At 71.8% G+C, this 25,253-nt stretch carries 23 protein-coding genes and 1 pseudogene; 13 read left to right on the top strand and 11 right to left on the bottom strand.

What is annotated here, in order from left to right:
- The first annotated feature begins 99 nt into the window (after window positions 1-99).
- Window positions 100-465 carry a DoxX family protein gene (locus ABT085_RS21035; protein WP_351609821.1) on the top strand — a complete coding sequence of 122 codons (366 nt, stop codon included), beginning with the start codon at window positions 100-102 and terminating at the stop codon, window positions 463-465.
- Window positions 466-535: 70 nt separating this feature from the next.
- Here the strand turns inward: ABT085_RS21035 and ABT085_RS21030 are convergent, their stop codons facing one another.
- Both ABT085_RS21030 and ABT085_RS21025 read right to left on the bottom strand, forming a co-directional pair.
- Entirely contained in the window at window positions 536-2,428 is a 1,893-nt protein-coding gene (locus ABT085_RS21030; RefSeq protein ID WP_351609818.1) for a pentapeptide repeat-containing protein, read from the bottom strand.
- Window positions 2,429-2,499: 71 nt separating this feature from the next.
- Complete coding sequence (locus ABT085_RS21025; RefSeq protein ID WP_351609815.1) at window positions 2,500-3,024, bottom strand: P-loop NTPase family protein; 525 nt, start codon at window positions 3,022-3,024, stop codon at window positions 2,500-2,502.
- 156 nt (window positions 3,025-3,180) lie between these two features.
- On the opposite strand from ABT085_RS21025, the gene ABT085_RS21020 reads away from it, so the two are divergent.
- A complete protein-coding gene (locus ABT085_RS21020) occupies window positions 3,181-3,369 on the top strand; it encodes a hypothetical protein (protein WP_351609812.1) in 189 nt (62 codons plus the stop codon).
- Window positions 3,370-3,775: 406 nt separating this feature from the next.
- On the opposite strand, the gene ABT085_RS21015 is transcribed toward ABT085_RS21020, so the two are convergent.
- From ABT085_RS21015 to ABT085_RS21005, 3 genes are all read right to left on the bottom strand, one after another.
- On the bottom strand, window positions 3,776-4,273 hold the full coding sequence (locus ABT085_RS21015) for a hypothetical protein (protein WP_351609809.1): 498 nt from the start codon (window positions 4,271-4,273) through the stop codon (window positions 3,776-3,778).
- 108 nt (window positions 4,274-4,381) lie between these two features.
- A complete protein-coding gene (locus tag ABT085_RS21010; protein ID WP_351609806.1) occupies window positions 4,382-4,921 on the bottom strand; it encodes an RDD family protein in 540 nt (179 codons plus the stop codon).
- A gap of 347 nt (window positions 4,922-5,268) precedes the next feature.
- The gene (locus ABT085_RS21005; RefSeq protein ID WP_351609803.1) at window positions 5,269-5,919 is read right to left on the bottom strand and encodes a calcium-binding protein; all 651 of its coding nucleotides are present in this window, start codon (window positions 5,917-5,919) and stop codon (window positions 5,269-5,271) included.
- A gap of 357 nt (window positions 5,920-6,276) precedes the next feature.
- On the opposite strand from ABT085_RS21005, the pseudogene ABT085_RS21000 reads away from it, so the two are divergent.
- From ABT085_RS21000 to ligA, 6 genes and pseudogenes are all read left to right on the top strand, one after another.
- Window positions 6,277-6,405: pseudogene (locus ABT085_RS21000) on the top strand (MSMEG_1061 family FMN-dependent PPOX-type flavoprotein); the annotation flags it as partial.
- Window positions 6,406-6,538: 133 nt separating this feature from the next.
- Window positions 6,539-7,108 carry a DinB family protein gene (locus tag ABT085_RS20995; RefSeq protein ID WP_351609800.1) on the top strand — a complete coding sequence of 190 codons (570 nt, stop codon included), beginning with the start codon at window positions 6,539-6,541 and terminating at the stop codon, window positions 7,106-7,108.
- Window positions 7,109-7,268: 160 nt separating this feature from the next.
- Window positions 7,269-7,445: a hypothetical protein gene (locus tag ABT085_RS20990; protein ID WP_351609798.1), complete on the top strand. Its 177-nt coding sequence runs from the start codon at window positions 7,269-7,271 to the stop codon at window positions 7,443-7,445.
- Between the two features lie 9 nt (window positions 7,446-7,454).
- Entirely contained in the window at window positions 7,455-8,441 is a 987-nt protein-coding gene (locus ABT085_RS20985) for an aldo/keto reductase family protein (protein WP_351609796.1), read from the top strand.
- 170 nt (window positions 8,442-8,611) lie between these two features.
- Complete coding sequence (locus tag ABT085_RS20980) at window positions 8,612-10,255, top strand: multicopper oxidase family protein (protein WP_351609793.1); 1,644 nt, start codon at window positions 8,612-8,614, stop codon at window positions 10,253-10,255.
- Between the two features lie 184 nt (window positions 10,256-10,439).
- Entirely contained in the window at window positions 10,440-12,530 is a 2,091-nt protein-coding gene (gene ligA, locus ABT085_RS20975) for an NAD-dependent DNA ligase LigA (RefSeq protein WP_351609790.1), read from the top strand.
- Between the two features lie 65 nt (window positions 12,531-12,595).
- Here ligA and ABT085_RS20970 read toward each other — a convergent pair whose 3' ends face one another.
- A complete protein-coding gene (locus ABT085_RS20970; RefSeq protein WP_059190954.1) occupies window positions 12,596-12,799 on the bottom strand; it encodes a cold-shock protein in 204 nt (67 codons plus the stop codon).
- A 475-nt stretch (window positions 12,800-13,274) separates the two neighbouring features.
- Between ABT085_RS20970 and ABT085_RS20965 the strand changes: the two genes are divergently transcribed.
- The 4 genes from ABT085_RS20965 to ABT085_RS20950 all read left to right on the top strand — a co-directional run bounded on the left by ABT085_RS20965 (window position 13,275) and on the right by ABT085_RS20950 (window position 16,895).
- Window positions 13,275-13,904 (top strand): hypothetical protein, encoded by a 630-nt coding sequence (locus tag ABT085_RS20965; RefSeq protein WP_351609788.1) that lies wholly within the window; start codon window positions 13,275-13,277, stop codon window positions 13,902-13,904.
- Window positions 13,905-14,005: 101 nt separating this feature from the next.
- Window positions 14,006-14,242: a ferredoxin gene (locus tag ABT085_RS20960; RefSeq protein WP_351609785.1), complete on the top strand. Its 237-nt coding sequence runs from the start codon at window positions 14,006-14,008 to the stop codon at window positions 14,240-14,242.
- The gene (locus ABT085_RS20955; protein WP_351609783.1) at window positions 14,239-15,633 is read left to right on the top strand and encodes an NAD(P)/FAD-dependent oxidoreductase; all 1,395 of its coding nucleotides are present in this window, start codon (window positions 14,239-14,241) and stop codon (window positions 15,631-15,633) included. Before ABT085_RS20960 ends, ABT085_RS20955 begins: the two co-directional genes overlap by 4 nt.
- 23 nt (window positions 15,634-15,656) lie before the next feature.
- On the top strand, window positions 15,657-16,895 hold the full coding sequence (locus ABT085_RS20950) for a cytochrome P450 (RefSeq protein ID WP_351609780.1): 1,239 nt from the start codon (window positions 15,657-15,659) through the stop codon (window positions 16,893-16,895).
- Between the two features lie 4 nt (window positions 16,896-16,899).
- On the opposite strand, the gene ABT085_RS20945 is transcribed toward ABT085_RS20950, so the two are convergent.
- From ABT085_RS20945 to ABT085_RS20930, 4 genes are all read right to left on the bottom strand, one after another.
- Window positions 16,900-18,156: a vWA domain-containing protein gene (locus ABT085_RS20945; RefSeq protein WP_351609777.1), complete on the bottom strand. Its 1,257-nt coding sequence runs from the start codon at window positions 18,154-18,156 to the stop codon at window positions 16,900-16,902.
- Window positions 18,153-19,415: an AAA family ATPase gene (locus ABT085_RS20940; RefSeq protein WP_351609775.1), complete on the bottom strand. Its 1,263-nt coding sequence runs from the start codon at window positions 19,413-19,415 to the stop codon at window positions 18,153-18,155. Before ABT085_RS20940 ends, ABT085_RS20945 begins: the two co-directional genes overlap by 4 nt.
- Before the next feature lie 84 nt (window positions 19,416-19,499).
- On the bottom strand, window positions 19,500-20,900 hold the full coding sequence (locus tag ABT085_RS20935) for a hypothetical protein (RefSeq protein ID WP_351609772.1): 1,401 nt from the start codon (window positions 20,898-20,900) through the stop codon (window positions 19,500-19,502).
- 60 nt (window positions 20,901-20,960) lie between these two features.
- On the bottom strand, window positions 20,961-22,433 hold the full coding sequence (locus ABT085_RS20930; RefSeq protein ID WP_351609769.1) for a condensation domain-containing protein: 1,473 nt from the start codon (window positions 22,431-22,433) through the stop codon (window positions 20,961-20,963).
- Window positions 22,434-22,626: 193 nt separating this feature from the next.
- Between ABT085_RS20930 and ABT085_RS20925 the strand changes: the two genes are divergently transcribed.
- Complete coding sequence (locus ABT085_RS20925) at window positions 22,627-23,460, top strand: DUF817 domain-containing protein (protein ID WP_351609766.1); 834 nt, start codon at window positions 22,627-22,629, stop codon at window positions 23,458-23,460.
- A 29-nt stretch (window positions 23,461-23,489) separates the two neighbouring features.
- Here ABT085_RS20925 and ABT085_RS20920 read toward each other — a convergent pair.
- On the bottom strand, window positions 23,490-25,253 hold a 1,764-nt coding region (locus ABT085_RS20920; protein ID WP_351609764.1), incomplete at its 5' end, for a M1 family aminopeptidase.

The raw sequence follows: 25,253 nt of genomic DNA, 5'->3' as shown, positions 1-25,253 counted from the left end.
GGGCGACCAGAATGCCCAACACCGTTCGGGGCGTTCGGCTGAGCAACCACAGTCCTGGAGACAGGACTCACTCCCGCTCAGTCTTTAGGAACGGTCATGATGGACATCGCCTACTGGATCGTCGCCGCGCTCCTGGCGGCGTTCTATCTCTACGCCGGAGGCAAGAAGGTCCTCCAGAGCCAGGAGCGGCTGCGGCCGATGATGGGCTGGGTGGACCGGGTCCCGATGCCGGCCGTCAGGCTGATCGGGACACTGGAGGTCCTCGGCGCGGCGGGGCTGATACTGCCGCCGCTGACCGGGATCGCGCCCTGGCTCGCCGTCGCCGCGGCGACCGGGCTCGGGCTGGTCCAGTGCGGCGGCATCGTGCTCCATGTCTCGCGCGGCGAGGCCCGGTTGATCGGGCTCAACATCGCCCTGCTGGTGGCCGCCGCGGCCGGTGCCTGGCTGGCGGCCGCACGGCTCTGACGTGCCCGCGAGTGTCCGGCCCGACGCCAACTCACATCCTGCGCGGGCTCAGGTCCGGCACCGGCCCAGGTCAGGTCCGGCGCAGCACGCGGCTCGCTCCGGCGGCGACGGTGGTCGCCAGCAGCCAGCCGCTGCCGACCAGGACGAGCGCCGTCCACTGCATGGCGCCGGACGGGCTGAACATGCCTTCCTGGCCGAGGTCGACGAGCGGGAGCAGCAGGTCGAGGGTGTAGATCACCGGCTGGAAGGCCGGATGCGGGCCGTCGCCCACCGGCTGCGGCGGCCAGGTGTCGAACAGTGTCGAGCCGATCGCCAGCAGACCGGCCAGCAGCCAGACGGCGCGCAGCGGGCGGTATCCGAACCCCACGGTCGCGTCCTGGAGGAGACTCCACAGCCGGGCGGGCACCCCGAGGGTGGCGCGCAGGGCCCGCTGCTTGGCGACCAGCACGGCCCGCGCGTCGGCGTCCTGGCCGTGGCGCTGGTAGACGGCGGCAAGTTGCTCGTAGGGCTGGGGTGTGAAGGCGTGCGGGTCCCGGCGCAGCAGGGGCAGGCGGCGCGCGGCCGGCAGGGCGGGGCTGATGTCGTCGTAGACGGCGCCGTCCACGACGAGGGAGGCCGGCCAGGTGGCGGGCTCGTCCTTGAGCAGCACCGTTCGCAGGCGGCTGAGGTCGACGATGCCCGCGGGGGTCTCCCGCGGCTCCAGCCGCAGCACGGCCGCGGTGGCTCCGCGGCAGGTGAGGGCCTCCTCCTCGGGCGCGGTGTCCAGCAGCGCGTCGGCGAGGCACAGGGTGCTCCGGATCGTGGCGCTGTTGAGGCGGACGCCGCCGTGGGCCGTGAAGCCGTCGCAGAGGTTCACCACGCCGCCGACTTCGACGCCGTTGGCCCGCAGCGCGGGCCTGCCGCTGTCCGGGGCGGTCAGTTCGGCGGCTTCCAGCCGGATCGAACCGCCGATGCGCGCGTCGCACAGGTCGACGGTGCCGTGGGCGGTCGTCCCGCCGCGGCAGTCGAGGTCGCCGCCGATGTGGGTGCGCTCCGCGGTGAGCACCGTGCCCTCGGGGAAGTTCAGCCGGGCGCCCTCCAGGACGACGCTGCCGCGTATCGAGGTGTCGGCGAGGGTGATGGGGCCGTCGACGACCAGTCCGCCGTCCGCCTGGATGTCGCCGCCGATCTGCGCGCAGCCCAGATGGAGTGCGTAGCGCCCCTGGCCCGCGCCGGGACCGGCGAGGGTGGCGTCGGACAGCTCCACCGTCGCGCCGACCGAGGCCCCGCACAGGTTGACCATGCCGGCGCAGGAGAAGCCGCGCCCGAGGTACAGGCCGCCGCCGACGGTGACTTCGGACATCTGGAGACAGCCGTCGGGGCCGCCGATGACCGCCCCGCGGAGGACGAGCGTGTCCTGGACCCGCGCGTTGCTCAGATGCACCGGGCCGGTGCAGTCCAGGCCCGGGGCCCACATGTACTCGTCCACGGCGACGCTCTGTGCGGTGACCGCGGCCTCGCCCGGCGCGGGGCGGATCGTCGTGTCCTGGAGGGAGAGCACGGTACCGACGCTGAGGGAACGCAGGTCCACGGTGCCGTCCACGGTGCACTTGTCGACCTTGAACTCCTGGGCGACCCGGGCGCTGTGGGCCCGCAGTCCGGGCAGCCGGCACTCGCCGAGCTCGAACGCCTCGAGCTGCGCGCCCTCCAGTCGCGGTGCTTCGTCGAAGCGGCAGTTTCGCATGCGGACGGTGCCGCGCACGGCGGCCTCCGACAGGTCCAGTCGCCCCCGTACGTGCACGCCGCGCAACCGCAGTCGGGCCAGCTGACCGGGCTCGGGGGGCGGTGGGGAGAGCAGCAGCATCCGTACCGCGGCACCGCGCACCTCGGACACGCCGACGCACCACTCCCCCCGCCGGTACGCCTGCCACATACGGCGCTCACCGGCGTCCCAGTCGGCCGGCGCGTCGTCATGATCCGCCACGGAAATCCCCCTCTGCGCTCACCGGGACGAGCCGGCTCCGGGCAGCAGCCTGCGCTGTCGCGCGCCGGTTTTCAACGGCCGAGTGCCTCGACCCAGGTAGTGGTCTCGTCGGGGTGGCCGAGGCGGACCGTGTGCAGCGGGGCGAAGCGGGGGTCGCGGGTGCGCAGGCCGATCTCCCGGTGCCGGGCGGCGTGTTGGGACCACGACCACCGGACCGGGTGTTCCCTGCTGAGCCAGCCCCGCCAGGTCTCCCGGTTGCCGCCGAAGAGGGATTCGCGGGTGGCGCTGCGCCGGAGCGAGCGGCGCAGGACGCGGGGCATGACGATCCGCCGGGGATAGTCCAGCCAGATCACGGTGTCGGCCCGCTCCCACAGCAGGTCGCGGACCTCCGCGGCGCCGATCGAGTCGACGATCCAGCGCGGCTGCGCGGTCAGCCGCGACACCTCCTCGACCAGCCGGCCGTTCACCGCCCACCCCGGCCCGTCGTAGTACAGCGCGTCCATCTCGTGGTAGTCCAGGCCCAGTTGCCTGCCCAGCCTGCGGGCGAGCGTGGACTTCCCCGCCCCCGTCACCCCCACCACCAAGACCCGTTCCACCTGCGCACCCTATCCCGGCGTCCGGAGACGGCCACGCCGGTGTCCGTCCGGTGCGGGGGGCTTATCCCCTCGCCGGTCGGCCGCGGTCCGCGTAGGGTCACGCGTCGGGCACGACCGCTCGACGACACCACGCTCGGCGCTCGGGACAAGGGGACTGTGAGCAGACGACGTTACGTGGCCCGGGGCGTGCCGGGCGGCTACAGGATCTGGGACAACCGGGGGCGCAGATGGTGGGGCGATCTCTACCACCTCTGTCCCGACGACCTCGTGGCCGAACTCAACGGCCCGGCGGACCCCGCACGGATCACCACGCTGATGAAGCACTACCGCGCGCAAAAGCGGTAGACCCGCCGGAAGGGCGGATCCCGCACCCACAACCCACCTCGGCTCGCGCGCCAGCGCCAGCGCCAGCGCGCTGCCGTCGCCCGAGCCGCCGACGCACCGAACTCACCTGCACTGACTGCCGAACGCACCGTCGCCAAGCAGACGTGCGTACCGCCTGCGGCCAAAGGCCACGCCCACCGTTGTCCGGTTGCGGCTGTTATGAGAGGGGAACACCTTCGGGCACGCCATGGCTGGATCGCACCCTGGTTTTCCCTTCGTGTACGTGTCACACAGTGAGGGCGAGGCGGGGGCGGTTCGACGGAGGGGATGCCGTGACTTCGTCCGGGGTCAGACCGAAGAATTGTTGATCTGCTCACGGGTCAGTCGCACCGGTTCACCCGTGACGATGTCGAACCGGCGCGGCGCGTCACATGGAATCCAGTTCCAACAGGCCTCCACCGACTGCGTAGACCACCACACTCAAGTCGCCGTCGCGACTCTGCTGCCAGTCGGTGAGCGCGTCGAGAATCAGCCGCGCCTGCGAATCAGAGTTGTCGCTGTCTTCGTCGATGTCCGTGTAGATGCCCACGTCGTCCGGTGCATTCCAGTCCTCGGCGTTCCCGTCGAGACCCTTGATCTTGACTACGTGTGCCACCGCGGACTTCTGGTGGGCGTTTCCGTGCTTCGCCGTGAAGGCTTTGAAGGCACTGGCCCACTCCTGTGGAGTCCAGTCACCTGTCGCCTCAAGTGTGCCGGCGGGGCGCTGGCTCGGGGTTGGTTCACCCGGGGCCGTAACCGTTCGAGTGACGGCTGGTCTTGGTGCCGGAGACGCGTGCGTGCTGCCGAGCGTCGTGATGACCACCCCCAGGACAAAGCTCACAGCGCCCGTCATGGCGTATGCGGGAATCTGACGCCTGTCCAGCACGCTTGCTCCTTGCTGATGATTTTCCGGAAATGAGCCGGCTGTCGGTGCTTAGGGCCAGGAGGTACCGGCAGATCGGTACCTCCTGGCCCTACAGCAAGGGGACGGCACTCAGGCGGCGCGCCTGACGACGACCGTGCCGGCCATGGAGTCCACCAGCGTCTGCTTCTCACTGCCGAAGATCTTGAACAGATTGACCCAGGCGACAATGGTCAGCGTGATGCCGCTGAGGAAGCCCAACACCACACCCCCCAGAAGGAAGTTGCGCACAAGCATGTCGCCCCAGGTCAGCCGGGCACCGGTGTCCTTCTTCACTACACTCAGGCCCATGAGCTTCTGACCCGGGTTCGCAGCGTCGGTGGACCAGGTGACCATGGCCCAGACGAGCCAGCCGATGCCCAGGGTGACGACCACCAACAGGAGATTCAGCAAGTAGGCGACGAAACGCGTACCCGCGCCCACGCGCACTTCCTTCGGCACGGTCTGAGCAACGTACACGGCGTAACCCGGCGCCAGGACAGGGGCAACGGCCCCGGTGACACCGGCGGGCACGGCCGGAGCGGGCCCGAAGCCCGGCGCCTGCGCCGGCCCGGGCGCGGCTTGGGCCGCGTTGTACGTCGGGGCTTCGGCGGACGTCTTGTCCATGTTCATTGCATTGCTCCTCAAGAGGTCGCGGGCATTCAGGGGTGAGCGGGGGAAAGCTGCTCGCGGCAGGGCCACGACGACGGTGGGCACGGCATTGCAGACGACGAGCTCAGCGAGTTGCCTCGGGAACCGTCGGCAGCATGTGCGCTCCAGCGGCTTGGCTCGTGACCGGTGAGCGGCCGCCGGCACACGGGCACTCCGGAGAGGGGGCGAGAGGCGTGGGAACGATTGAGCAGCGCCGGGCCGGGCGCTCGGGCAGCAGGGATCTCGGCAGGGTCCGCAGCACGCCGGGCTCGGAGAGTCAGCCGTTGTCGGCGGTTGCGCGCGTCACGCAGCAGGCGGGTGGTGTGGACCTACTGAACGTCGACGTAGTCGCCGGTCGCGGTGGCGGCACCGGTAGTGCTCATGCCTGCGAACGACCAGCGCCAGTAACCGTCGGACCGCGCGGATGTCGTCGCCTTGAGCGCGCCGCCTACGCCGGAGGTGACCGTCTTGACGGTGGTGTAGGTGCTGGAACCCTTCTTGCGGAACTGCAGCTTGACGGTCTGATGGGCGTTGCCGGTGTACGCACCCGTCTGCCAGTCGGCACGCGTGAGCTTGCCGGTGACGGTCAGGGTCTGGCCCTTCTTCACCTGCGGCGCGGCGTTGGCGGTCAGCTTGGCAGCCCGGACGACATGGAAGGCCTTGTCGTCGGCGACTTCCGCGTTGGCGTTGCCCACCGCGGAGGCATAGACGCCCCAGGCGCCGGCCTGGGAGTTCCTCTTCACCGTCTTCCGTGTGGTGAACTTGAACGTCAACTTGCAGGTGAAGGTGCCGGAATGGTCACCGCACCCTTTGCGGGAACTGCCCACGAACACGTCGGTGTCGACGGGATACGTGCCGTGGTACAGGGCCGCGCCCGCACCGTGAGTGCCGTTCACCACGGTCATGGTGAGCGGGAACGACACGGTGCCGCTCACGCCCAGCACCACCGGCTTGCCGCCGTTGACAACGATGTGCTTCACATCCGTGACGGGCGCCGCGTGAGCCGTCTGAACGCTGAGGGCGGACAGAGCCAGGACTCCCGAGAACGCACCGAGGACGGCGCGTGGGCGCATGCGCATGGATCTCCCAAAGACGGCCCCGCCCACCAGATGGCAGGGCCTCGACAAGTAGGACGACCCTAACCCACATGTGAAGGTGTTGTGAATGGCCTTCACGATTCCTTGATCACGTGCGTCCTCCATGAGGCCCGCGCGCGCCCATTGGGCCGCGGCGCCGCTCATGAAGGCGGCCGCACGACAGGCGGTACAGGGAACACACCAGCGCGTTTACCGAAGATTGCCCACACTGCCGACGTCGCGGCGACGCCTCCGCCTTGCCCGGAGTTGCTGTCGCAGCTGACCGCCGTGGGCAATCCGCGGGCCAGTGCACTGGTACCGGGGATCGAGGAGGTCTACCCGCACCGCCCCAAGTCGCTTCTGCGCAGCGGGGCCCGGAAACCGGAGCAGTGACTGTCGGTCCAAGCCGGGCAGCGAGCCAGAGCCTTCATCGCCTCCGCCTCGATTTAGGTCAGAAACTGACCTCTATGACCCGTAGCGTCATCCTTGCCCGACGGAACACGAGCCACGGAAGGCAGCGACCATGAGCGAGACCGTGACTGTCAACGAACCAGCGACCCAAGGCCCGGCCGACGAGCCGACCGCCACCGGCGAGCGTGCCGACCTGCTTGAGGTGCTGGCCACGCATCGGCGCTTCCTGCGCCTCACCACCCGCGACCTCACCGACGAGCAGGCCGGACGCCGGACCACCGCCAGCCAGCTGTGCCTGGGCGGTCTGATCAAACACGTCGCTTCGGTCGAGCGGACCTGGGTGCGCTTCATCCTGGAAGGCCCGTCGGCGATGCCCGACTTCACCGCGCTGACCGAGGCCGACTGGGCCCGGCGGGCCGACGAGTTCCGGATGCTGCCCGGCGAGACGCTGGCCGGCGTGCTCGCCGACTACGCCGAGGTGGCCCGTCGGACCGACGAGCTGGTCGTCGCCCTGCCCGACCTGGACGCCACACAACCGCTGCCGGAGGCCCCGTGGTCCGAGCCGGGCGGTCGATGGTCGGCCCGCCGGGTGCTGATGCACATCGTCGCCGAGACCGCTCAGCACGCCGGCCACGCCGACATCATCCGCGAGTCCATGGACGGCGCCAAAACCATGGGTTAGGCAGCTGCACGGTGGGGCGTATCGCCCCCGATTCCTGCCACTCGTGCCGGCGGAAGCCCCGGGTCGACGGCCCGGGGCTTCCTCGTCGTCCGGCGGCCGGGCCCGCGGGGGCGAGGCGGGCTTCCTCTGCCGGGTCAGGCGCGGGTGGGCCTCCGGCACCGTGCGGCGTGCACCGCACCGCACCGCACCGCACCGCACCGCACCGCACCGCACCGCACCGCACCGCACCGCACCGCACCGCACCGCACCGCACCGCACCGGCCAAGTTTGCGACCCCGGATACCCGTTGAACCGCTTCGGCCCGGCCCGGCAGCCGCACATCGTGGTCCGCAAGTAGGGTCACGGCATGGAGTTCCGTCACCTCGGCCGCAGCGGCCTGATGATCAGCGAGATCGCCTACGGCAACTGGCTCACCCACGGTTCCCAGGTCGAGGAGGACGCGGCGCTCGCCTGTGTGCGCGCCGCCCTCGACGCGGGGATCACCACCTTCGACACCGCCGACGTCTACGCCCAGACCCGCGCCGAATCCGTCCTCGGCAGGGCGTTGAAGGACGAGCGGCGGGAGGGGCTGGAGATCTTCACCAAGGTCTACTTCCCGACCGGTCCCGGCGCCAACGACCGCGGCCTGGGCCGCAAGCACATCATGGAGTCGATCGACAACTCGCTGCGCCGGCTCCAGACCGACTACGTCGATCTGTACCAGGCGCACCGCTACGACGCCTCCGTCCCGCTGGAGGAGACCATGGAGGCGTTCGCCGACGTGGTCCACTCCGGCAGGGCCCTGTACATCGGTGTCTCGGAGTGGACGGCCGACCAGATCCGCGAAGGCCACGCGCTCGCCCGGGAGCTGCACTTCCCGCTGGTCTCCAGCCAGCCGCAGTACTCGATGCTGTGGCGGGTGATCGAGGACGAGATCGTGCCGACCTGCGAGGAGCTGGGTCTGGGCCAGATCGTCTGGTCGCCCATCGCGCAGGGCGTCCTGACCGGCAAGTACGCGCCCGGCGCCCCGCTGCCTGAGGGCAGCCGTGCCACGGACGACAAGGGCGGCGCGACGTTCGTCGGCCGGTTCCTCCAGGACGAGGTGCTGGAGCGCGTCCAGCGGCTCAGGCCGCTCGCCGATCAGGCCGGGCTGTCCCTGGCCCAGCTGGCCGTGGCCTGGGTCCTCCAGAACCCCAACGTCTCCGCCGCCATCATCGGTGCCTCGCGGCCCGAGCAGGTCACGGAGAACGTGAAGGCGGCGGGCATCAAGCTGGACGCCGACCTCATGGAGGCCGTCGACGGCGTCCTCGGCCCCGTCGTGGAACGCGATCCGGCCAAGGCGGGCCGCGTCTGACCCGCCCGGCCCACGGCCGGAGGGGGCCGCTCCGCACCGGAGCGGCCCCCTCCGCGCGTACCGGCCGGGGCTCGTCACGCGGGCGGCGATCAGAGTGGCGAGCCTGCGATTCACCCGACGCGCCGCTTCAGTTCTCACGCAAATCGCCCCAAGAGGTGTGTTATACGTTCATGCACACTTATACGCGGCGCGCCTTGCTCGGTGCCTCGGTCGTTGCGGCCGGCTCAGGACTTCTGACCGGATGCTCCGGGTCGGACTCGCCCCCGGCCTCCGGTCCCGGACGCGGCCCGGGCTCCGGCCCCGGCGGTGCCGGTTCCGGCCCCGGCGGCACCCGGTTCGTCCCCAAGGGGCCCAAGGGGTATGTCGACCCCTCGGGGCCCGAGGTCGTCGCCGCCGAGCACAGACGCGGGTCCGGGCCCCTCCGCCGGTTCCGGCTCACCGCCACCCAGACCTCCCTGGATCTGGGCGGGCGGACCGTCAGGTCCTGGGCGTACGGCGATTCGCTGCCCGGCAAGGAGGTCCGGATCACCGCGGGCGACACCCTCGACCTCACCCTCGCCAACCACCTGCCCGCGGCGACGACGCTGCACTCGCACGGTGTGCGCATGCGCTGCGACATGGACGGTGTGCCCGATCTGACCCAGAACGCCATCGCTCCCGGCGCGGACTTCACCTACCGTTTCGTGGCCGATCACCCCGGTACGTACTGGATCCACTCCCACTCGGGCATGCAGCTCGACCGGGGCCTGTACGCCCCGTTCATCGTGGAGGACCCCAGGGAGCCGCTGGTCTACGACAAGGAGTGGGTCGTCGTCCTGGACGACTGGCTGGACGGGGTGGACGGCTCCACCCCGGACGGCGTGCTGGCCCAGCTGCGCCACGGCAGGGGCCCGGCGATGGACATGGACATGGGCACCGGCAAGAGCGGGGGCGCGTCGCACGGGCACGGCATGGACGACAGCAAGCCGGCCGGGCCCTCCCGGGTGCTGCACGGCTCCCGCAGCCATCTGCTGCGCAGCGAGGGCGGCAACGTCGCCTACCCGTACTACCTGGTCAACGGCCGCCGTCCGCAGGCGCCCACGGTCTTCAAGGCCCGCGCCAAGGACCGCATCCGGCTGCGCATCATCAACGCCAGCGGCGACACGGCCTTCCGGGTGGCGCTGGGCGGCCACGAGATGACGGTGACGCACACCGACGGCTACCCGGTCGAGCACCGGAAGACCGACGCGCTGATGCTGGGCATGGCCGAGCGCTACGACGTGCTCGTCACCGCCAAGGACGGGGTGTTCCCGCTGGTCGCGCTGGCCGAGGGCAAGCAGGCGCAGGCGCTGGCGGTGCTGCGTACCGACAAGAGTCGGACGCTGCCTTCGCCCTCGGTGTTCCCCGACGAGCTGGACGGGCGGCTCGTACTTGCCCGGCGCCTCAGGCCGCAGGAATCGGTGGCGCTGCCGGAGCGGGCGCCGGACCGCCAGATCCGCATCAAGCTGACCGGCAACATGCGGGACTTCGACTGGAGTTTCGACCACCGGGCCTACTCGGTGGAGCAGCGGCACCCGATCCGCCAAGGCGAAAGGATTCGGCTGAGCCTCATCAACTCCACCAGCATGTGGCATCCGCTCCATCTTCACGGCCACACCTTCGCCATGACCGGGCTCGACGCGGCCGGGGCCCGCAAGGACACCGCGTACGTGCTCCCGCACCGCAAGCTGGTGGTGGAGTTCGACGCCGACAATCCGGGTCTGTGGATGCTGCACTGTCACAACCAGTACCACTCCGAGTCCGGGATGATGACCGTCCTCGGGTACCGCACCTGACGGACCGGCACCGGTGGCCGGGCCGGGGCGGCCCGCACCTCGTTCCGTCCGGGTTCCGCTCCCGGACGGTCCCGGACGGTCCCGGACGGCCGGCCGGACGGTCAGCCGCCTGTCCCGGGCCTCCCCCGTCCGTCCGGGTCCTCGCGGGGGCCCGTTGTCAGTGGGGGGAGGCAAGATGCAGGTCATGACGACACCAGTTGCAGTGATCATGGATGCCGCCGCCTACGCGCGGGCGGTCGAGGACGCCGTGGAAGCCGCGGCCGCCTACTACGCGAGCGGCACCTCTTCACTCGACGACGACGCCTACGACCGCCTGGTCCGCGGGATCGCCGCCTGGGAGGCCGCGCACCCGGACGAGGTGCGGCCCGACTCGCCGACGGGCAAGGTGGCGGGCGGCGCCGCCGAGGGCGACGTCCCGCACACGGTCGCGATGCTCAGTCTGGACAACGTGTTCTCCGCCGAGGAGTTCACCGGCTGGGCCGCCTCCCTGGGCCGGCGTCTCGGGCGTGAGGTCACCCGGTTCAGCGTCGAGCCGAAGCTGGACGGACTCGCCGTCGCCGCCCGCTACACCGAGGGCCGGCTGAGCAGACTGATCACCCGCGGTGACGGGACGGCCGGGGAGGACGTCTCGCATGCGATCGGCACGATCGAGGGCCTGCCGCGGACGCTGGCCGAACCGGTCACGGTCGAGGTGCGCGGCGAAGTGCTGATGACGGTCGCCCAGTTCGAGCACGCCAACGAGGTGCGCACCGCGCACGGCGGGCAGCCGTTCGCCAACCCGCGCAACGCTGCGGCGGGCACCCTGCGGGCGAAGGAGCGCGCCTACACCGTGCCGATGACGTTCTTCGGCTACGGACTGCTGCCCCGGCCCGAGACGGACACCGAACTCGCCGTGCGGCTGGGCGAACTCGCCCACAGCGACCTGATGGCCCTGGCCGCCGGGCTGGGGGTGCACACGACCGCGGCGACCGAGGTGCCCGGTGTGGTCGCCGACACCGCCGAACAGGTGCTGGCCCGGGTGGCGCGGATAGCGGCGCTCCGTGCCGAGCTGCCGTTCGGGATCGACGGCATCGTCGTCAAGGCGGACCTGGCGGCCGATCAGCAGGCCGCCGGATCGGGTTCACGGGCGCCGCGCTGGGCGATCGCGTACAAGCTGCCCGCCGTGGAGAAGATCACCCGGCTGCTGGAGGTGGAGTGGAACGTCGGGCGGACCGGCATCATCGCCCCGCGCGGTGTGCTGGAGCCGGTGGAGATCGAGGGGTCCACCATCACCTACGCCACCCTGCACAACCCGGCCGACATCACCCGCCGCGACCTGCGGCTGGGCGACCATGTCATGGTGCACCGGGCCGGTGACGTCATCCCCCGCATCGAAGCCCCGGTGGCCCATCTGCGCACCGGTGAGGAGCGGGCGATCGAGTTCCCCGCGGTCTGCCCCCGCTGCGGCTCCGCCATCGACACCAGCCAGGAACGCTGGCGCTGCGAGCAGGGCCGCAACTGCCACCTGGTCGCCTCCCTCGCCTACGCCGCGGGGCGCGACCAGCTCGACATCGAGGGGCTCGGCGGCACCCGGGTCGTGCAGCTCGTCGAGGCGGGCCTGGTCGGCGATCTCGCCGACCTGTTCGCCCTCACCCGTGAGCAACTGCTCGGGCTGGACCGGATGGGTGCCACCAGCAGCGACAACCTGCTCGCCGCGATCGAGACCGCCAAGGGCCGGCCGTTGTCGAGGGTGCTGTGCGCGCTCGGCGTGCGCGGCACGGGCCGTTCCATGTCGCGCCGCATCGCCAGGTACTTCGCCACGATGGACGAGATACGGGCCGCCGACGCGGCGCGGATGCAGCAGGTCGAGGGCATCGGTACCGAGAAGGCCCCGTCCATCGTCGCGGAACTGGCCGAACTCGGCCCGCTCATCGACAGACTCGTGGCGGCCGGGGTGAACATGACCGAGCCCGGTGCCACCCCCGCGCCGGCTGCCGGTGCCGAGGGCGGCGACGCTGACGACACCGCGCAGGAACCGCAGGGCGGACCGCTGTCGGGGATGACCGTGGTGGTCACGGGCGCGATGACGGGCCCGCTGGAGAAACTGAGCCGCAACCAGATGAACGAGCTGATCGAACGGGCGGGCGGCCGGTCCTCGTCCAGTGTCTCGAAGAAGACCACGCTGGTGGTCGCCGGCGAGGGCGCCGGTGCCAAGCGGGCCAAGGCCGAGGACCTGGGCGTCCGGCTGTCCACGCCGGACGAGTTCGCCGCCATGGTCGCCGATTTCATCGGCTGACTGGCCGGCGACGCGAGTACCCGCCCGCCGGCCGTGCGGCCGACGAGCGGGTGGGTCTCACCGGATCAGGCGGGGGTGATGTTCTCCGCCTGCGGGCCCTTCTGGCCCTGGGTGATGTCGAAGGTCACCGCCTGGCCTTCCTGGAGCTCGCGGAAGCCGCTGGCGTTGATGTTGGAGTAGTGCGCGAAGACGTCGGGACCGCCGCCGTCCTGCGCGATGAAGCCGAAGCCCTTTTCAGAGTTGAACCACTTGACGGTTCCGCTGGCCATGCCGGTGCCTCTCAATCGGTGACGGGTTCGCACCGCGCGAACCCGGAGGTGGTCGTCCTGGTCCTCGGGCACTGCACAGCAAAGCGCCCGCACGACAGTGCGGGCGCGTACGGCGAACCACGACATCTGACGACGACGCTACACGGCGAAAGCGCCCGTCACCAGTGGGTAAGGCCCTTCGGGTGCAGCGGCGTTGCGCGGGAACCCGTCGGCGCCCGCCGAACGCGCGGCCGAAGGACTTCCCCGGCGCCCTCCCGGACACCCCGCCCGACGACCTCCCGGACATTCCGCGGGCGCCTTCCGGACGCCTGTCGAGCACCTGCCGGACACCCATTGTCCACCGCGCGCGGGGACCCGCCCCGCCGATCGGCCCGACGTCACCCTCGCGGGTGTCCCCGGTGGCGCGGGCGCACCCGGACCTGCCTGCTGGACCTGGAGGGGGAAAGCCGAAGAGCCGCACAGAGAGCGAGCGTCCATGGCCTCGGAGGACGAGCGGCTGCAGACACCGCGCGCGGCCGGTGTGGCCGGGACCGTGTTCGCGGTGCTGCTGGCGGCGGCGATCGTCCTGGTGCGGATCGCGATACCCGCGGGCGGTGGCGCCACCGCCGTCGTCGCCCCGAACATGCGCTGGGCGGTGCGGGCCGCGCTGGAGATCGTCCCGTTCGCGGGAATCTTCTTCCTGTGGTTCATGGGCGCGCTGCGCGCACAGGTGGGCGAGGCCGAGGACCGGTTCGTCGCCACCGTGTTCCTGGGCAGCGGTCTGGTGTTCGTCGCCACCACGTTCGGCGCCGGTGCGGCGGCGGGGACCGTGCTCAACGAGGGCCCCTCGACGTTCGGCCGCGATTTCGCGTACACGTTGATGACGACGTACGCGCTGCGGATGGCGTCCGTGTTCGTGCTCACCACGTCGACCATCGGGCACCGCCTCCAGGTCTTTCCGCGCCCGCTCGCCCTCTTCGGCTACGTCGTCGGGCTGATCCTGCTCCTCGTGAGCTCCGCATTGCCCTGGTCCGAACTGCTCTTCCCGCTCTGGGCGCTGGTGGTCAGCATCCACCTGCTGCGCGTCGGTCTGCGCCGGCCGCCACGCTCCGGGAGGGCGCGCTGAGCCCGTCATCCGCTCGGCACGCCTCGCCGCGCGGCACCGCGTGCGCCGGTCCAAGCTGAGGGCGTGGGGGCGTGCAGGGGGCCACGGAAGGGCTGACCTCGGTGAGACTTGTCGTCGATCTCAACCGCTGCCAGGGATACGCGCAGTGCGCGTTCCTCGCACCCGACGTCTTCGCCATGCACGGCGAGGAGTCGCTGCTCTACGACCCGCAGGCCGACGCGTCCCGGCGCGACGAGGTCGCGCGCGCCGTGGCCGCCTGCCCGGTACAGGCCATCTTCGTGGAGGGGCTGGACGGCACGGACGGCACTTCCGCACCCCCCTCAGGAGGCGACCTGTGAGCAGTGACAAGTACCTCGACCAGCTCAAGCGCGAAGGGCGCATCGTCGTGGTCGGCGCCTCGCTCGCGGGGCTGCGGGGCGCGGAGACACTGCGCGCGGAGGGCTTCACCGGCTCCTTGACGATGATCGGGGACGAGCCCTACGAACCTTACGACCGCCCCCCGTTGTCCAAGCAGGTCCTGCTGGGCCGGGCCACGGCGGACCACACCGCGCTCCCCCGGCACCGGGCGATCGACGCCGAGTGGCGCCTCGGGGTCGCGGCCGCCGGCCTCGACATGGCGGCCCGGCGGGTACGGCTGGCCGACGGCGACGAGGTGGAGTACGACCGGCTGCTCATCGCCACCGGGGTACGGGCCAGGCCCTGGCCCCAGGAGAGCGAGGCCGAGCTCGACGGGGTGTTCGTCCTGCGCACCCGCGACGACGCCGTCGCGCTGGAGCGCGCGCTCGCCCAGAGTCCGCGCCGGGTGCTGGTCATCGGCGCCGGGTTCACCGGCTCCGAGATCGCCTCCGCCTGCCGGGAACGCGGACTGTCGGTCACGGTCGCCGAGCGGGGCGCCGCACCGCTGGTCGGCGCGCTCGGCGGGGTCGTCGGCGAGGTCGCGGCCAAGATGCACCGCGAGGCCGGCGTCGATCTGCGCACCGGCGTCATGGTGACCGCGCTGGAGGGCGACTCCTCCGGGCATGTGCGTTCCGCCCAGCTGTCCGACGGGAGCAGCCTCGACGCCGACGTGGTGGTCGTGTCGCTCGGCGCCACGCGCAACACCGAGTGGCTCCTCGGCTCCGGACTCGGCGCGGGCCCCCGGGGCATCGCCTGTGACGCGGGCTGCCGGGCCTTCGACATCCGGGGCATCGTCACCGACGACATCTATGTGGCCGGCGATGTCGCACGCTCCCCGCACGCGCTGTTCGGCTACCAGTTCCTGTCCCTGGAGCACTGGGGCAACGCGGTGGCCCAGGCCGAGACCGCGGCGCACAACATGCTGAGCGAGAGCGTGGACCGCCGTCCGCACATGTGGGTGCCGGCCTTCTGGTCCTCGCAGTTCGGGGTCAACATCAAGTCGGTCGGAGTTCCGTCGATGGGCACGGAGATCCTCATCGCCCAGGGTTCCCGGGAAGAGCGCAGGTTCACCGGTGTGTACGGCTACCAGGGGCGCGTCATCGGCGCCGTCACCTTCGACCAGTCGCGGTGGCTGCCGTTCTACGAGCAGCTCATCGAGACCACGGCGCCGTTCCCGCCCCCGTTCCCCACGGTGGACCGTCGCCCGGAGGGCGATCACCCGCTGCCCGCGGACTTCCCCGACCCGTCGGTGCCCTCGCACGGTCCGACCGTCACCCTGAGCGGGTACTCGCCCGCGGACCGGCGGATGACGTTCACCCCCGCCAGGCACTGATCCGACGCCCCCGAGGACACCTCATGACGCAAGACATCCTGCGCCAGATCCTGGACTACTCCCATCGTGCCGATCCGTACCCGCTGTACGCGGAGCTGCGCAAGACGCCCGTGTACCAGCGCGGGGACGGCCCCTTCGTGCTCAGCTCGTACTACGACATCCGCAGCCTGCTGCACGATCCGCGGATCAGCTCCGACGCGCGCAACCTGTCGGGGACGTCGAGCAACCCGCTCGGCGCCGACGCGCAGGAGGAGTCGGCGCTGCCGCCGAGCTTCCTGCGGCTCGATCCCCCGGAGCACGACCGGCTGCGGCGGATGACGAACCGTTCGTTCGGGCCGCCGCACTGCCCGACCCGCGTCAACGACATGCACCGCGAGCTGGAGGAGATCGTCTCCGGTCTCGTCGACGGCATCGGGGACCCGGAACGCATCGACCTGGTCGACCAGTTCTCGTACCCGTTCCCGGTGATCGTGATCTGCCGGCTGCTGGGCGTGCCGCGCGAGGACGAGGCGCGCTTCCACGGCTGGGCGGACACCATCGCCGCCGGTCTGGACCCCGACCCGGACGCCCCCGACCCCGCCGAACGGCTGAAGGTCACGCACAACGCCCGCACCGAGCTGGGCATGTACCTGGCCGGGCTGGTCGAGGAACGCCGCAAGAACCCCGGCAACGACATGCTCTCGGAGCTGGCGACCTCGCAGGGGCCCGACGGCGCCATGACGACGATGGAGCTGCTGAGCACCGCCGCGCTGCTGCTGATCGCCGGTCATGAGACCACGGTCAACCTCATCACCAACGGAATGCTGACGCTGCTGCGCAACCCCGAGATCCTCGGGCGGCTGCGCGAGGATCCGAAGCTGTCGGTCGACATCGTCGAGGAACTGCTGCGCTTCGAGCCGCCGGTGCAGCTCGTGCCGCAGCGCACCACGCTCGCCGACATCGAGGTCCGTGGCATCACCATCCCCAAGGGCGCGTCGGTGTGGCTGGTGCTGGCGGCGGGCAACCGCGACCCGGAGCGCTTCGAGCATCCGGACCGGTTCGACCCGGACCGCGGGGACATCCAGCACCTGGGCTTCGGCAGCGGCATCCACGCGTGCTTCGGTGCGCCCCTGGCCCGCCTAGAGGCGCAGCTCGCCCTGAGCGCACTGGCCCGCCGGCTGGAGAACCCGCGGCTGCTCGAGGACCCGCCCCCGTACCGGCAGAACGCGGTCCTGCGCGGCCCGCGTCATCTGCGGATCACCTGCGACGGCATCCGCTCGTGACGCGTCATCGGGCGCCGGAGGCCGGGCCGATGACCACGGTCCGCGCCCATGCGGGCGGCGAGCCGCGTCTGCGGCCCGAGTGGTCCTCGCTCCACGACGATCCCCCGTGCCGCGGGAAGAGACCCACCACCGTCCGGCACGGGGGCCGTTCGTCCGGCCAGGGCGTCTGACCGTCGGTCAGCACCACGATCACGTCCGGCCGGGCACCGCGCCGCAGCGCCGTGGCGAACCCGGTACGCAGGTCCGTGCCGCCGCCGCCCGTCAGCGGGATGCCCTCGGCCCGGCACAGCGGGAGTACCACCTGGGCGGCCGCGTCGCACGGCAGGACGGTGACCAGGTCCCGGCGGCCGCCCACCGCGCGGACGATCGCGGCGACCTCCAGCAGCGCGCTGCCCAGCTCGGTGTCGCTGACCGAACCGGAGGTGTCGATGACCACGCAGACCCGGGGCGGCCTGCGGCGCAGGCTCGGCAGCACGACCCCGGGCACCCCGGCCGAACGCCGCGACGGGCGGCCGTAGCTGTAGTCGTCGCCCGCGCCGGAGCCTGAGGCCGCCGAACGGACGGCCGCTCCCAGCAGCTCCCGCCACGGCTGCGGCGGATGGAACACCTCCTCCGCCCACCGCCGCCAGCCCTTCGGGGCGTTCCCCGGCCGGCCGTTGATGCCCTGCGCCACCCTGAAGCGGACCGCGTCCCGTTCCTGGTCGCTGAGCCCGTGGGCGCCGTCCGGGCCGAGGTCCCACGCCCGGTCCAGCCCGTCGGCGCCGCTGCCGCAGTCCAGCCAGGCCAGGCTCTGGGTGTGCGGCCCGAGCCGGAACAGGCCCAGGTACTCCTCCATGAGCTGTCCCGCGGGCAGGTTCAGGAACTCGGGGGTGACGGCGCCCCCGGGCTGGACCAGACCGTCGCCGAAGGCGTCGTCGTTGATCTCGCAGTCCGCGGCGATGTTCATCCGCAGCCGTTCCGCGGGACCGGTCAGCCCCTTCTCGCGCGCGAACCGGTCGCTGCGCCCGTGGTGGTCGCGCAGGAGGTGCGACACCTCGTGCACCCACACCGCGGCCAGTTCCTCCACGGAGGTGCGGGCGACGAACCCCGGTGAGACGTAGCACCGCCAGTACCGGTCGACGGCCATCGTCGGGACGGACCGCGACGCGACGGAGTGCAGGGCGAAGAGCGCCGTCGCCAGGTAGGGCCGGGCGCGTGCGGCGTTCAGCCGGGCGGCGAAGAGCTTGTCGCGGTCCAGTTCCACGGCCGGGTACGGGGTCATCGGCCCGCCTTCGCCGCGACCCGGGCCGCCGTGCGGTCCGCCCGCCGGGACAGGGCCACCGCTCCGGCGAGCCGCTCGATCGCCTCCGGTACGTCCCAGTCCGCCCGGCGCAGGGTGGCGAGGGTGGTCGCGGGTACGACGACCAGGTCCGGCGCCCCGGTCTCCAGGGCGCGGACCAGCAGCGTCCATGCCGCGTCCCAGCGGGCCTTCTCGGGACGCGCCCGGACCGCCGCCACCACCCCGTCCAGTACGGCCTGGCGGAGGTCGCCCCGCTCGGGCAGGGCGGCGGCCTCGGGGTCGGCGAGCAGGTCCTCGGGGTCCGGCAGGTCCATCCGGTCCAGGCTCGCCAGCAGCTCCAGTCCCGGCCCGTCCCCCACGGTGCCCCTGACCAGCAGGGAGAGCACGTCCCGGGAGGAGCCCGCCGCGGTCGCGAAGGCGATCAGGCGCAGTGTCGCGTCCCAGCTCCGCGGGGACGGCCAGGCACCGCCGCGACGGGCCTCGTCGGCGGGCAGCCGGTGCACGAGTGCGGGCCGGGCGGCGAGCAGTCCGCACACCGCGCGGCGGGCGTGGTCGACGGCCTGCGGCAGCCGCCGGGGGTCGAGCCTGGGCAAGGTGGCCCGGGGCCAGGTCCCGCCGAGACCGCGCACGACGACCTCGTGGTCGTGGGTCCACTGGAGGTGGACGAACCGGTTGGCCAGGGGCGGGCTCAGCTCCCAGCCGTCGGCCGCCGAGGACCGCGGGTTGGCGGCGGCCACGATCCGCACTCCGGGCGGGAGTTGCAGGGCACCGATCCGTCGTTCGAGCACCAGGCGCAGCAGGGCGGCCTGGACGGCCGGCGGCGCGGTGGACAGCTCGTCCAGGAACAGCAGCCCGCGCCCGGCCCGTACCAGTCGCACCGCCCAGTCCGGTGGAGCCATCGGGACACCGTGCCGGGCGGGGTCCTCGCCCACCACGGGCAGCCCGGAGAAGTCGGACGGCTCGTGCACGCTGGCGATCACCGTGGTCAGCGGCAGGTCCAGGTTCTCGGCGAGCTGGGTCAGGGCGGCGGTCTTGCCGATCCCCGGCTCTCCCCACAGCAGCACGGGCAGGTCGGCGCTCACCGCCAGGGCGAGGGCCTCCAGTTGGTCGTCGGGGCGCGGTTCGGTGGCGGTGTCACGCAGCAGGGTCAGCAGCTCGCCCGCGACGTCGAGCGCGGAGGCGTGGGTGTCTTGGGCGTCTTGGGCGTCTTGGGTGTCTTGGGTCTCGTCGCACAGGGGCATGTCGGGTCACCTTCGGGTTCGTCGGGGCATGGCGTGGCTGCGGGCGCGCGGGAGATCCCGCGGACCGGCGGACCGGCGGACGGCTCAGCGGGCGGTCGTGTGCCGCGGGCGGGAGCGGTGGGCGGCGGGGCGGCGGGGTCCCGGGAGAAGACGGTCGGGGCCGGGTCCGAACAGGCCCGAGCGGAACAGGCCGTGGACGATCCGTCGCTGCGCGGCCGCCTCCAGTTCGTCCCGCAGCGCACCGTCGCGCAGCAGTGCGGCCGGGCCCAGCAGCCCCTCGACGACGGCGAGCGCACCCGCCATGTCACCGTGGCCGATGCGTTCACGGATGTCGGCGAGGCACTCCGGACGTCGGTGCGCCTCGTCGATGACCTGGAGGCAGGGCAGCGGGGTGCCGGTGAGCTCGGCCAGGAGCAACTCCCGGCGGACCTCGCCGGGGTCGTGGTCGAGCGGGGTCAGCACGCCGTCGACCAGGCCGATACGGTGCCGGGCTCCCCGGCATTCCACCGGTCGGGGCCGCCCTGCCGGGTCGGGGAGGCGGGCCGGGGCCGGCGGGTGACCGGGGGCCAGGGCCGAGGCGACCAGCGGGTGCAGCCGGTCGGCCGTGATGCGGCCGGTGCGCAGCAGTTCCAGGTCGGGCGGGACCCAGGTCGCCGCGTCGGGAAGCAGCGGCCGTGTCCGGGCGCCGCCGCCCGCGGTGGCCGCCGTGATCCGCACGGTCCGTGGTCCGAGACCGTCCCGGTCCGCCGGGAGGTGCAGGTTCAGCCGGTGCCGGGCGTCCAGCCGGACGGTGACGTCACCGCTGTCCCGCCCCTCGGCGCCGAGCAGCACGGCCGCCTCGGCCGCCCATCGGCCGACGGCACAGCCGTATCCCGGCGGCACGTTCTCCCATGGTCCGGGGTCCGCCGCGGGGCCGCCGTCGCCCGGTGACCGGTCCGCCCCGGAGCGGGTGCGCAGTTCGCCGGTCCGGCTCGCGTCCCACAGATGGCGGTGCAGGTCGAGCCGGAACCGCCGGTCGGGGCGGGGGTGCGGGTGACGGCGTGCGGCGGCGTCGTCCCGGGAGCCGTCCCACAGGGCGAGGCTGATCCGCTGGCCGGCGTCCGCCCAGGCGGGTGGGGTCCGGACCACCAGGAACAGCGGGCGTACGACCTCGTCCCCGGCGGTGTCGTACCTGGCCAGGGCGATGGTCAGGCCCGGTCGCAGCAGTCCGTCGGGGGCGATCCTCGGCATGTGCCAGCGCAGCAGGTCGGGAGCCAGCCGGCGCAGGTCGGCCCGGAGCCGGGCCGCCGGCTCCCGGCCGTACGTCCGTGCCGCACGCCGCAGGTCGAGGTCGACGTCGACACCTGCGGCGGCGCAGGCGCCCGCCCAGTCGCCGGTACGACGGCGGGCGGTGGCGGTCTCGATCATCGAGGGCGGCACGGCGAACTCGCGCACGCGCTGCCAGAGGGAGAGGCGGGTGTCCCCGTACGCGGTTCGAGTGAGCATCAGCACTCACCTTGCGCGGACAGGACCCCCGATCTGTCGGTAGTAGTCATCACGCGGACGCTAGCGTCCCTCGCCGCCGCCTGTCAGCTCCTTTTCCCGCGGGCGGACGGACGCACCGACGGCGCCCCCTCCGGTCCGGGGCACCGGGATGCCACGGGCGACCGACAGGATCACGTCCCGCAGCCGCTCGACGTACAGCCGCATGTTCTTCGACGCGATGTCGGTGTCCGGGTAGCGGCTCGCGAGCCACAGTCCCTCGTGCATCCGGTTGACCCAGACGCACACCTGGTCGCCGTAGGACACCCGCAGCAGCGCGTACGCGTTCAGTTCGGCCCAGCGGGCGGCTCCGGGGATACCGCGGGCGTCGAGGTAGGAGACGATCGAGTACAGGTCGGGCGACGTCGGGCGGAAGTCGGCGCCGAGCAGGCGCAGTACACGGGCGAGCGGGATGCGCGCCAGCGACCTGTTGGCCTGGAGTTCGGCGCGTACGGTCCGCAGCGCGGCCGCGAAGTCCGGGGCCTGCGCGAGGGAGACCTCGATGGGTGCGCCGCCGACGTACCAGCCGACGGAGTCGGACCACTGCGACTTCACCCGGGTGTGGAAGGGCACGACCGTGCGGTAGACGGACTGTCCGCCGATCTCGTGCACGAGCAGGCCGGTGGCGGCCAGGACGCCGACCAGGCTTCCGCCGTGGGGGCGGCAGTACGCCTCGAACGCGGCCGCGGCGTCCGCGTCCACGAGCTTCTCGCGCATCAGCTTCTGGGTGGGCAGTGCGCCGCCGGGTTCGAGGCCGAGGTCGACGGGGAAGTCCGGCAGCTTCCCGTCGCAGCGGTCGATGAACTCCCGCCAGCGCACGACGATGGCGTGGGTGTCGTCGATCAGGTCGGCGTCCGCCCGCTCGATCTCGCAGAAGTCGACGTAGCTGCTGACCGGCGTCTCCTCGACGGCCCGGCCCTGCGCCCCCGCCGCGTACAGCTCGTGGATCTCGGCGGGGATGCGTTGCAGGGAGTAGCCGTCGACGTTGCTGTGGTCGAAGACCATGTGCACGGTCGCGCCGTCGTCCCGGACGATCGCCGTGTACAGGAAGTTGGGCCAGCCGAGGGCGTCGGCGGCGACGTCGAAGCGGTCCTGCAGGTGCTGGACGAGTTCCGCCGCCTCGGGGAAGTCGCCGACGACCGCACGCCGCAGGAACACGTCACCGGCGTCGAGCGTGAACCGGCGCATCTCGTCGCCGTCCCAGCGGAATCCGCTGCGCAGCGTCTCGTGCCGCACCGTCCAGGTGCGCAGCGCCTCCTGGAGCACGTCGAGGTCGACCTGCCCGGGGATGTCGAAGACCGTGCCCAGCCAGGTCGGCACGAACAGGCCGTCCTCCCGTACGGTCCGGGCGGTCCTGATGTGCGACTCCTGGATGTAGGCCGGGGGCCGGGTGTCGTGCGGCAGGTCCGCCGCCGCCTCGACGGTGGCGGGGCTGAGCGTCCACTCGACGAGCCGTCCGGGCCGGACCTCGCAGCGCTGGATGTCGGTCATTCGCACCGGACGTCTCCGTTCTCAGTTGAGGCATATCCGATCAAGGGAATGCCCCGCCCGGGGACGACGCGCGAGGAAGCCGGATTTTTCAATGGATCGGGTGGTATGTCGAACAACGGTCCTCGACCCGCCGGGTGACACCCGAACTTATTGCCGCCCGTACGGCAACTCCGGTGCCGTCGCAGGTGTCTAGAGGAACATGCGCGGGTTCGTGGAGGGTACCGGGGTGTTCGTGGGGCAGTTGCTGCGGTTCGCCTGGCTGCAGACACGCTGCTGCGTGTTCGCCGCCGCGCTGCTGGGCGGGATGGCGGGCTCGACGCTGCTGCCGCCGCTGCCGGTGGCGCGCTACGACCTGCTCCTGGCGTACGGGGTGCTGCTGACCGGGGCGGGTCTGCTGCTGGGGTGGGAGACCAGGCGGGAGTTGGCGGTGGTGGCGGTCTGCCATCTGCTGGGGCTGGCCTTCGAGCTGGTCAAGGTGCATGTGGGGGCGTGGAGTTATCCGGAACCCGGGCTGACCAAGGTGGCCGGGGTGCCGCTGCACGGCGGGTTCATGTACGCGGCCGTCGGCAGCTATGTCTGCCGCTCCTGGCGGTTGATGCGGCTGACGATGTCCGGTTACCGGGCCCGCGCCACCGCCGTGCTCGCGGTCGGTCTGTACGGCAACTTCCTCAGCCACCACTGGCTGCCGGACCTGCGCTGGCCGCTCGGCGCACTGCTGCTCGCCGTGTCCGCGGGGGCGTGGGTGCACTTCGGGATCGGCGAGCGGCGGTACCGGATGCCGCTGGCGCTGGCCTTCACCCTGATCGGGTTCTTCCTGTGGCTGGCCGAGAACATCGCCACCTACCTGGGGGCCTGGACGTATCCGTACCAGGCGCACGGCTGGGAGCCGGTCTCGGTGTCCAAGTGGGCTTCCTGGGCGCTGCTGATCAGTGTCACCTTCGTCATCAGCGCCTTCGACGCGAACACGGGCAGGGGCACCGCGGGACCGGCCCGTACGGCCGCCGCGCCCGGGACACCGGGGGCGGCGGCCTGACGGCCGGTGTGCGGCAGGCGGGTGTCCGCTCAGCCGTCGATGCGGTGCGTGCTCCAGAAGGAGGTCAGGTCCGTGGTGGTGACCGCCTGGGCCGCCGCCTTGAACTCGGCCGTGGTCGAGACGCCGTACCAGTGCGAAGCGGCGTAGCTCTTCAGCAGGTTGGCCATCACGGTGTCACCGAGCTGACGGCGCAGGTCGTGCAGGGCGCACTTGCCGTAGCCGTAGACGACGGTGGAGTACCGGGAGGAGTGGGCGTCCCAGTAGGCCATCGAGTTGGTGATCTTCTCCGCCGACGAGGCCCACGAGACGCTGCTCCAGCAGCTGGTCCCGGTCTTGCCCTGCGCCAGGTCGGTGGCGTAGTCGGTGAACGCCTCGTCGAGCCAGGGGCTGTTGTACTCGTCGTCGCCGACGATCCCGTAGAACCACTGGTGACCGATCTCGTGGGTGAGCGCGGTGGTGCTGACCAGGTCGAGGACGAACCCGGGGTACTCCATGCCGCCGAACCAGTAGTTGTTGTCGATCACCGCGTCCAGCTCGCCGTACGGGTACGCGCCGAAGCGGGCGGCGTGGGCGTCCACCGCGGACTTGGCGGTGGAGAGCATCGACTGCTGGCTGGAGGAGCTGATGCCCGTCACGGAGTAGATGTTGATCGCGGTGCCGGCGGTGGAGGTGCCGGAGATCTTGGTGAACGGCCCGGCGGCCCAGGCGAAGTCGCGGACCTTGGAGGCCGTGGCCGTGGTGACCGTACGGCCGCTGGAACCGGCGGTGTCGACGGAGGTGCCGGTGGCCGGGACGAGGAGGCTCGTCGGGTGGTCGAGGGTCACCTTGAAGTCGGCGGCCAGGGAGTAGAACGACTCGCCGTTGTTGGTGTACGGGTCCAGGTGCCAGCCGGCGCCGTCCTTGACCGCGAGGACGGGCAGGGCGTTGCCGATGTTGACGAAGGCCCCGTCGTAGCCGAAGCGGTCGGCGCCGCTGGGTACGGTGATGGCCAGGTCGAAGCCGACCGTCGCGCTCTGGCCCTGTGCCAGCGGCGAGGCCAGGCTGATCTGGAGGGCCGTGCAGGCGACCGAGAGCGAACCGGCGGTGCCGCCGCTGACGTTGCTCACGACGATGGGCATCGCGGAGCAGGTGCCGTGGTAGTTGTCCCACAGCCTCAGGTATACCTCGCTGAGTGCGGTGGCGGAGGCGTTGGTGAAGGTCACGCTCTCGTGGCCGGTCCAGCCGGTGCCGCTGGTGTTGCTGGTCAGGTTGACGGTGTACGCGGGGGCGGCGGGGGTACGGGTGGAATCGGCCGGTGGACTCGTGTCACCGGAGGTGTTGAGGGCGATGTCGTCGAGGACGAAGCTCGTCTGGAGGCTGGAGTCCTCCGTGCCGGTGAAGGCGAGCGTGACGGTCTGGCCCGCGAACGCCGAGACGTCGAAGGTCTTCTGGGCGTAGCCGGTGGCCTTGTTCAGGTTCGAGTACGTCGCCAGTGTGGTGCTGCCGATCTTCGCCGTCAGCTTGTCGTAGGCCGTCGACGAGGTGGTCTCCGCCGTGTCGATGTGCAGCCAGAAGGTGAGGCTGGCGCTGCTGCACCCGGAGGGGATGGTGACGCTCTGCGAGAGCGTGTCGGTGTGGGTGCTGCCGACGCCGTCCAGCCAGGCGAAGGCGGTCCCGCCGTGGGCGCTCTGGCCGGTGCGGCTGGTGATCACGGTGGTCGAGGACTGGGTCCAGGACGAAGTGCCGCTCTCGAAGCCGCCGTTGCCCACCACCTGGGTCGGGGTGCAGGCGGCGGCCGCCGCGGGCGCGGCGGC

It is taken from the genome of Streptomyces sp. NPDC002265, assembly GCF_040296125.1.
Classification (GTDB): domain Bacteria; phylum Actinomycetota; class Actinomycetes; order Streptomycetales; family Streptomycetaceae; genus Streptomyces.
Note: the sequence above shows the minus strand (reverse complement) of the source record. Positions and strands in the feature narration are given on the sequence as shown.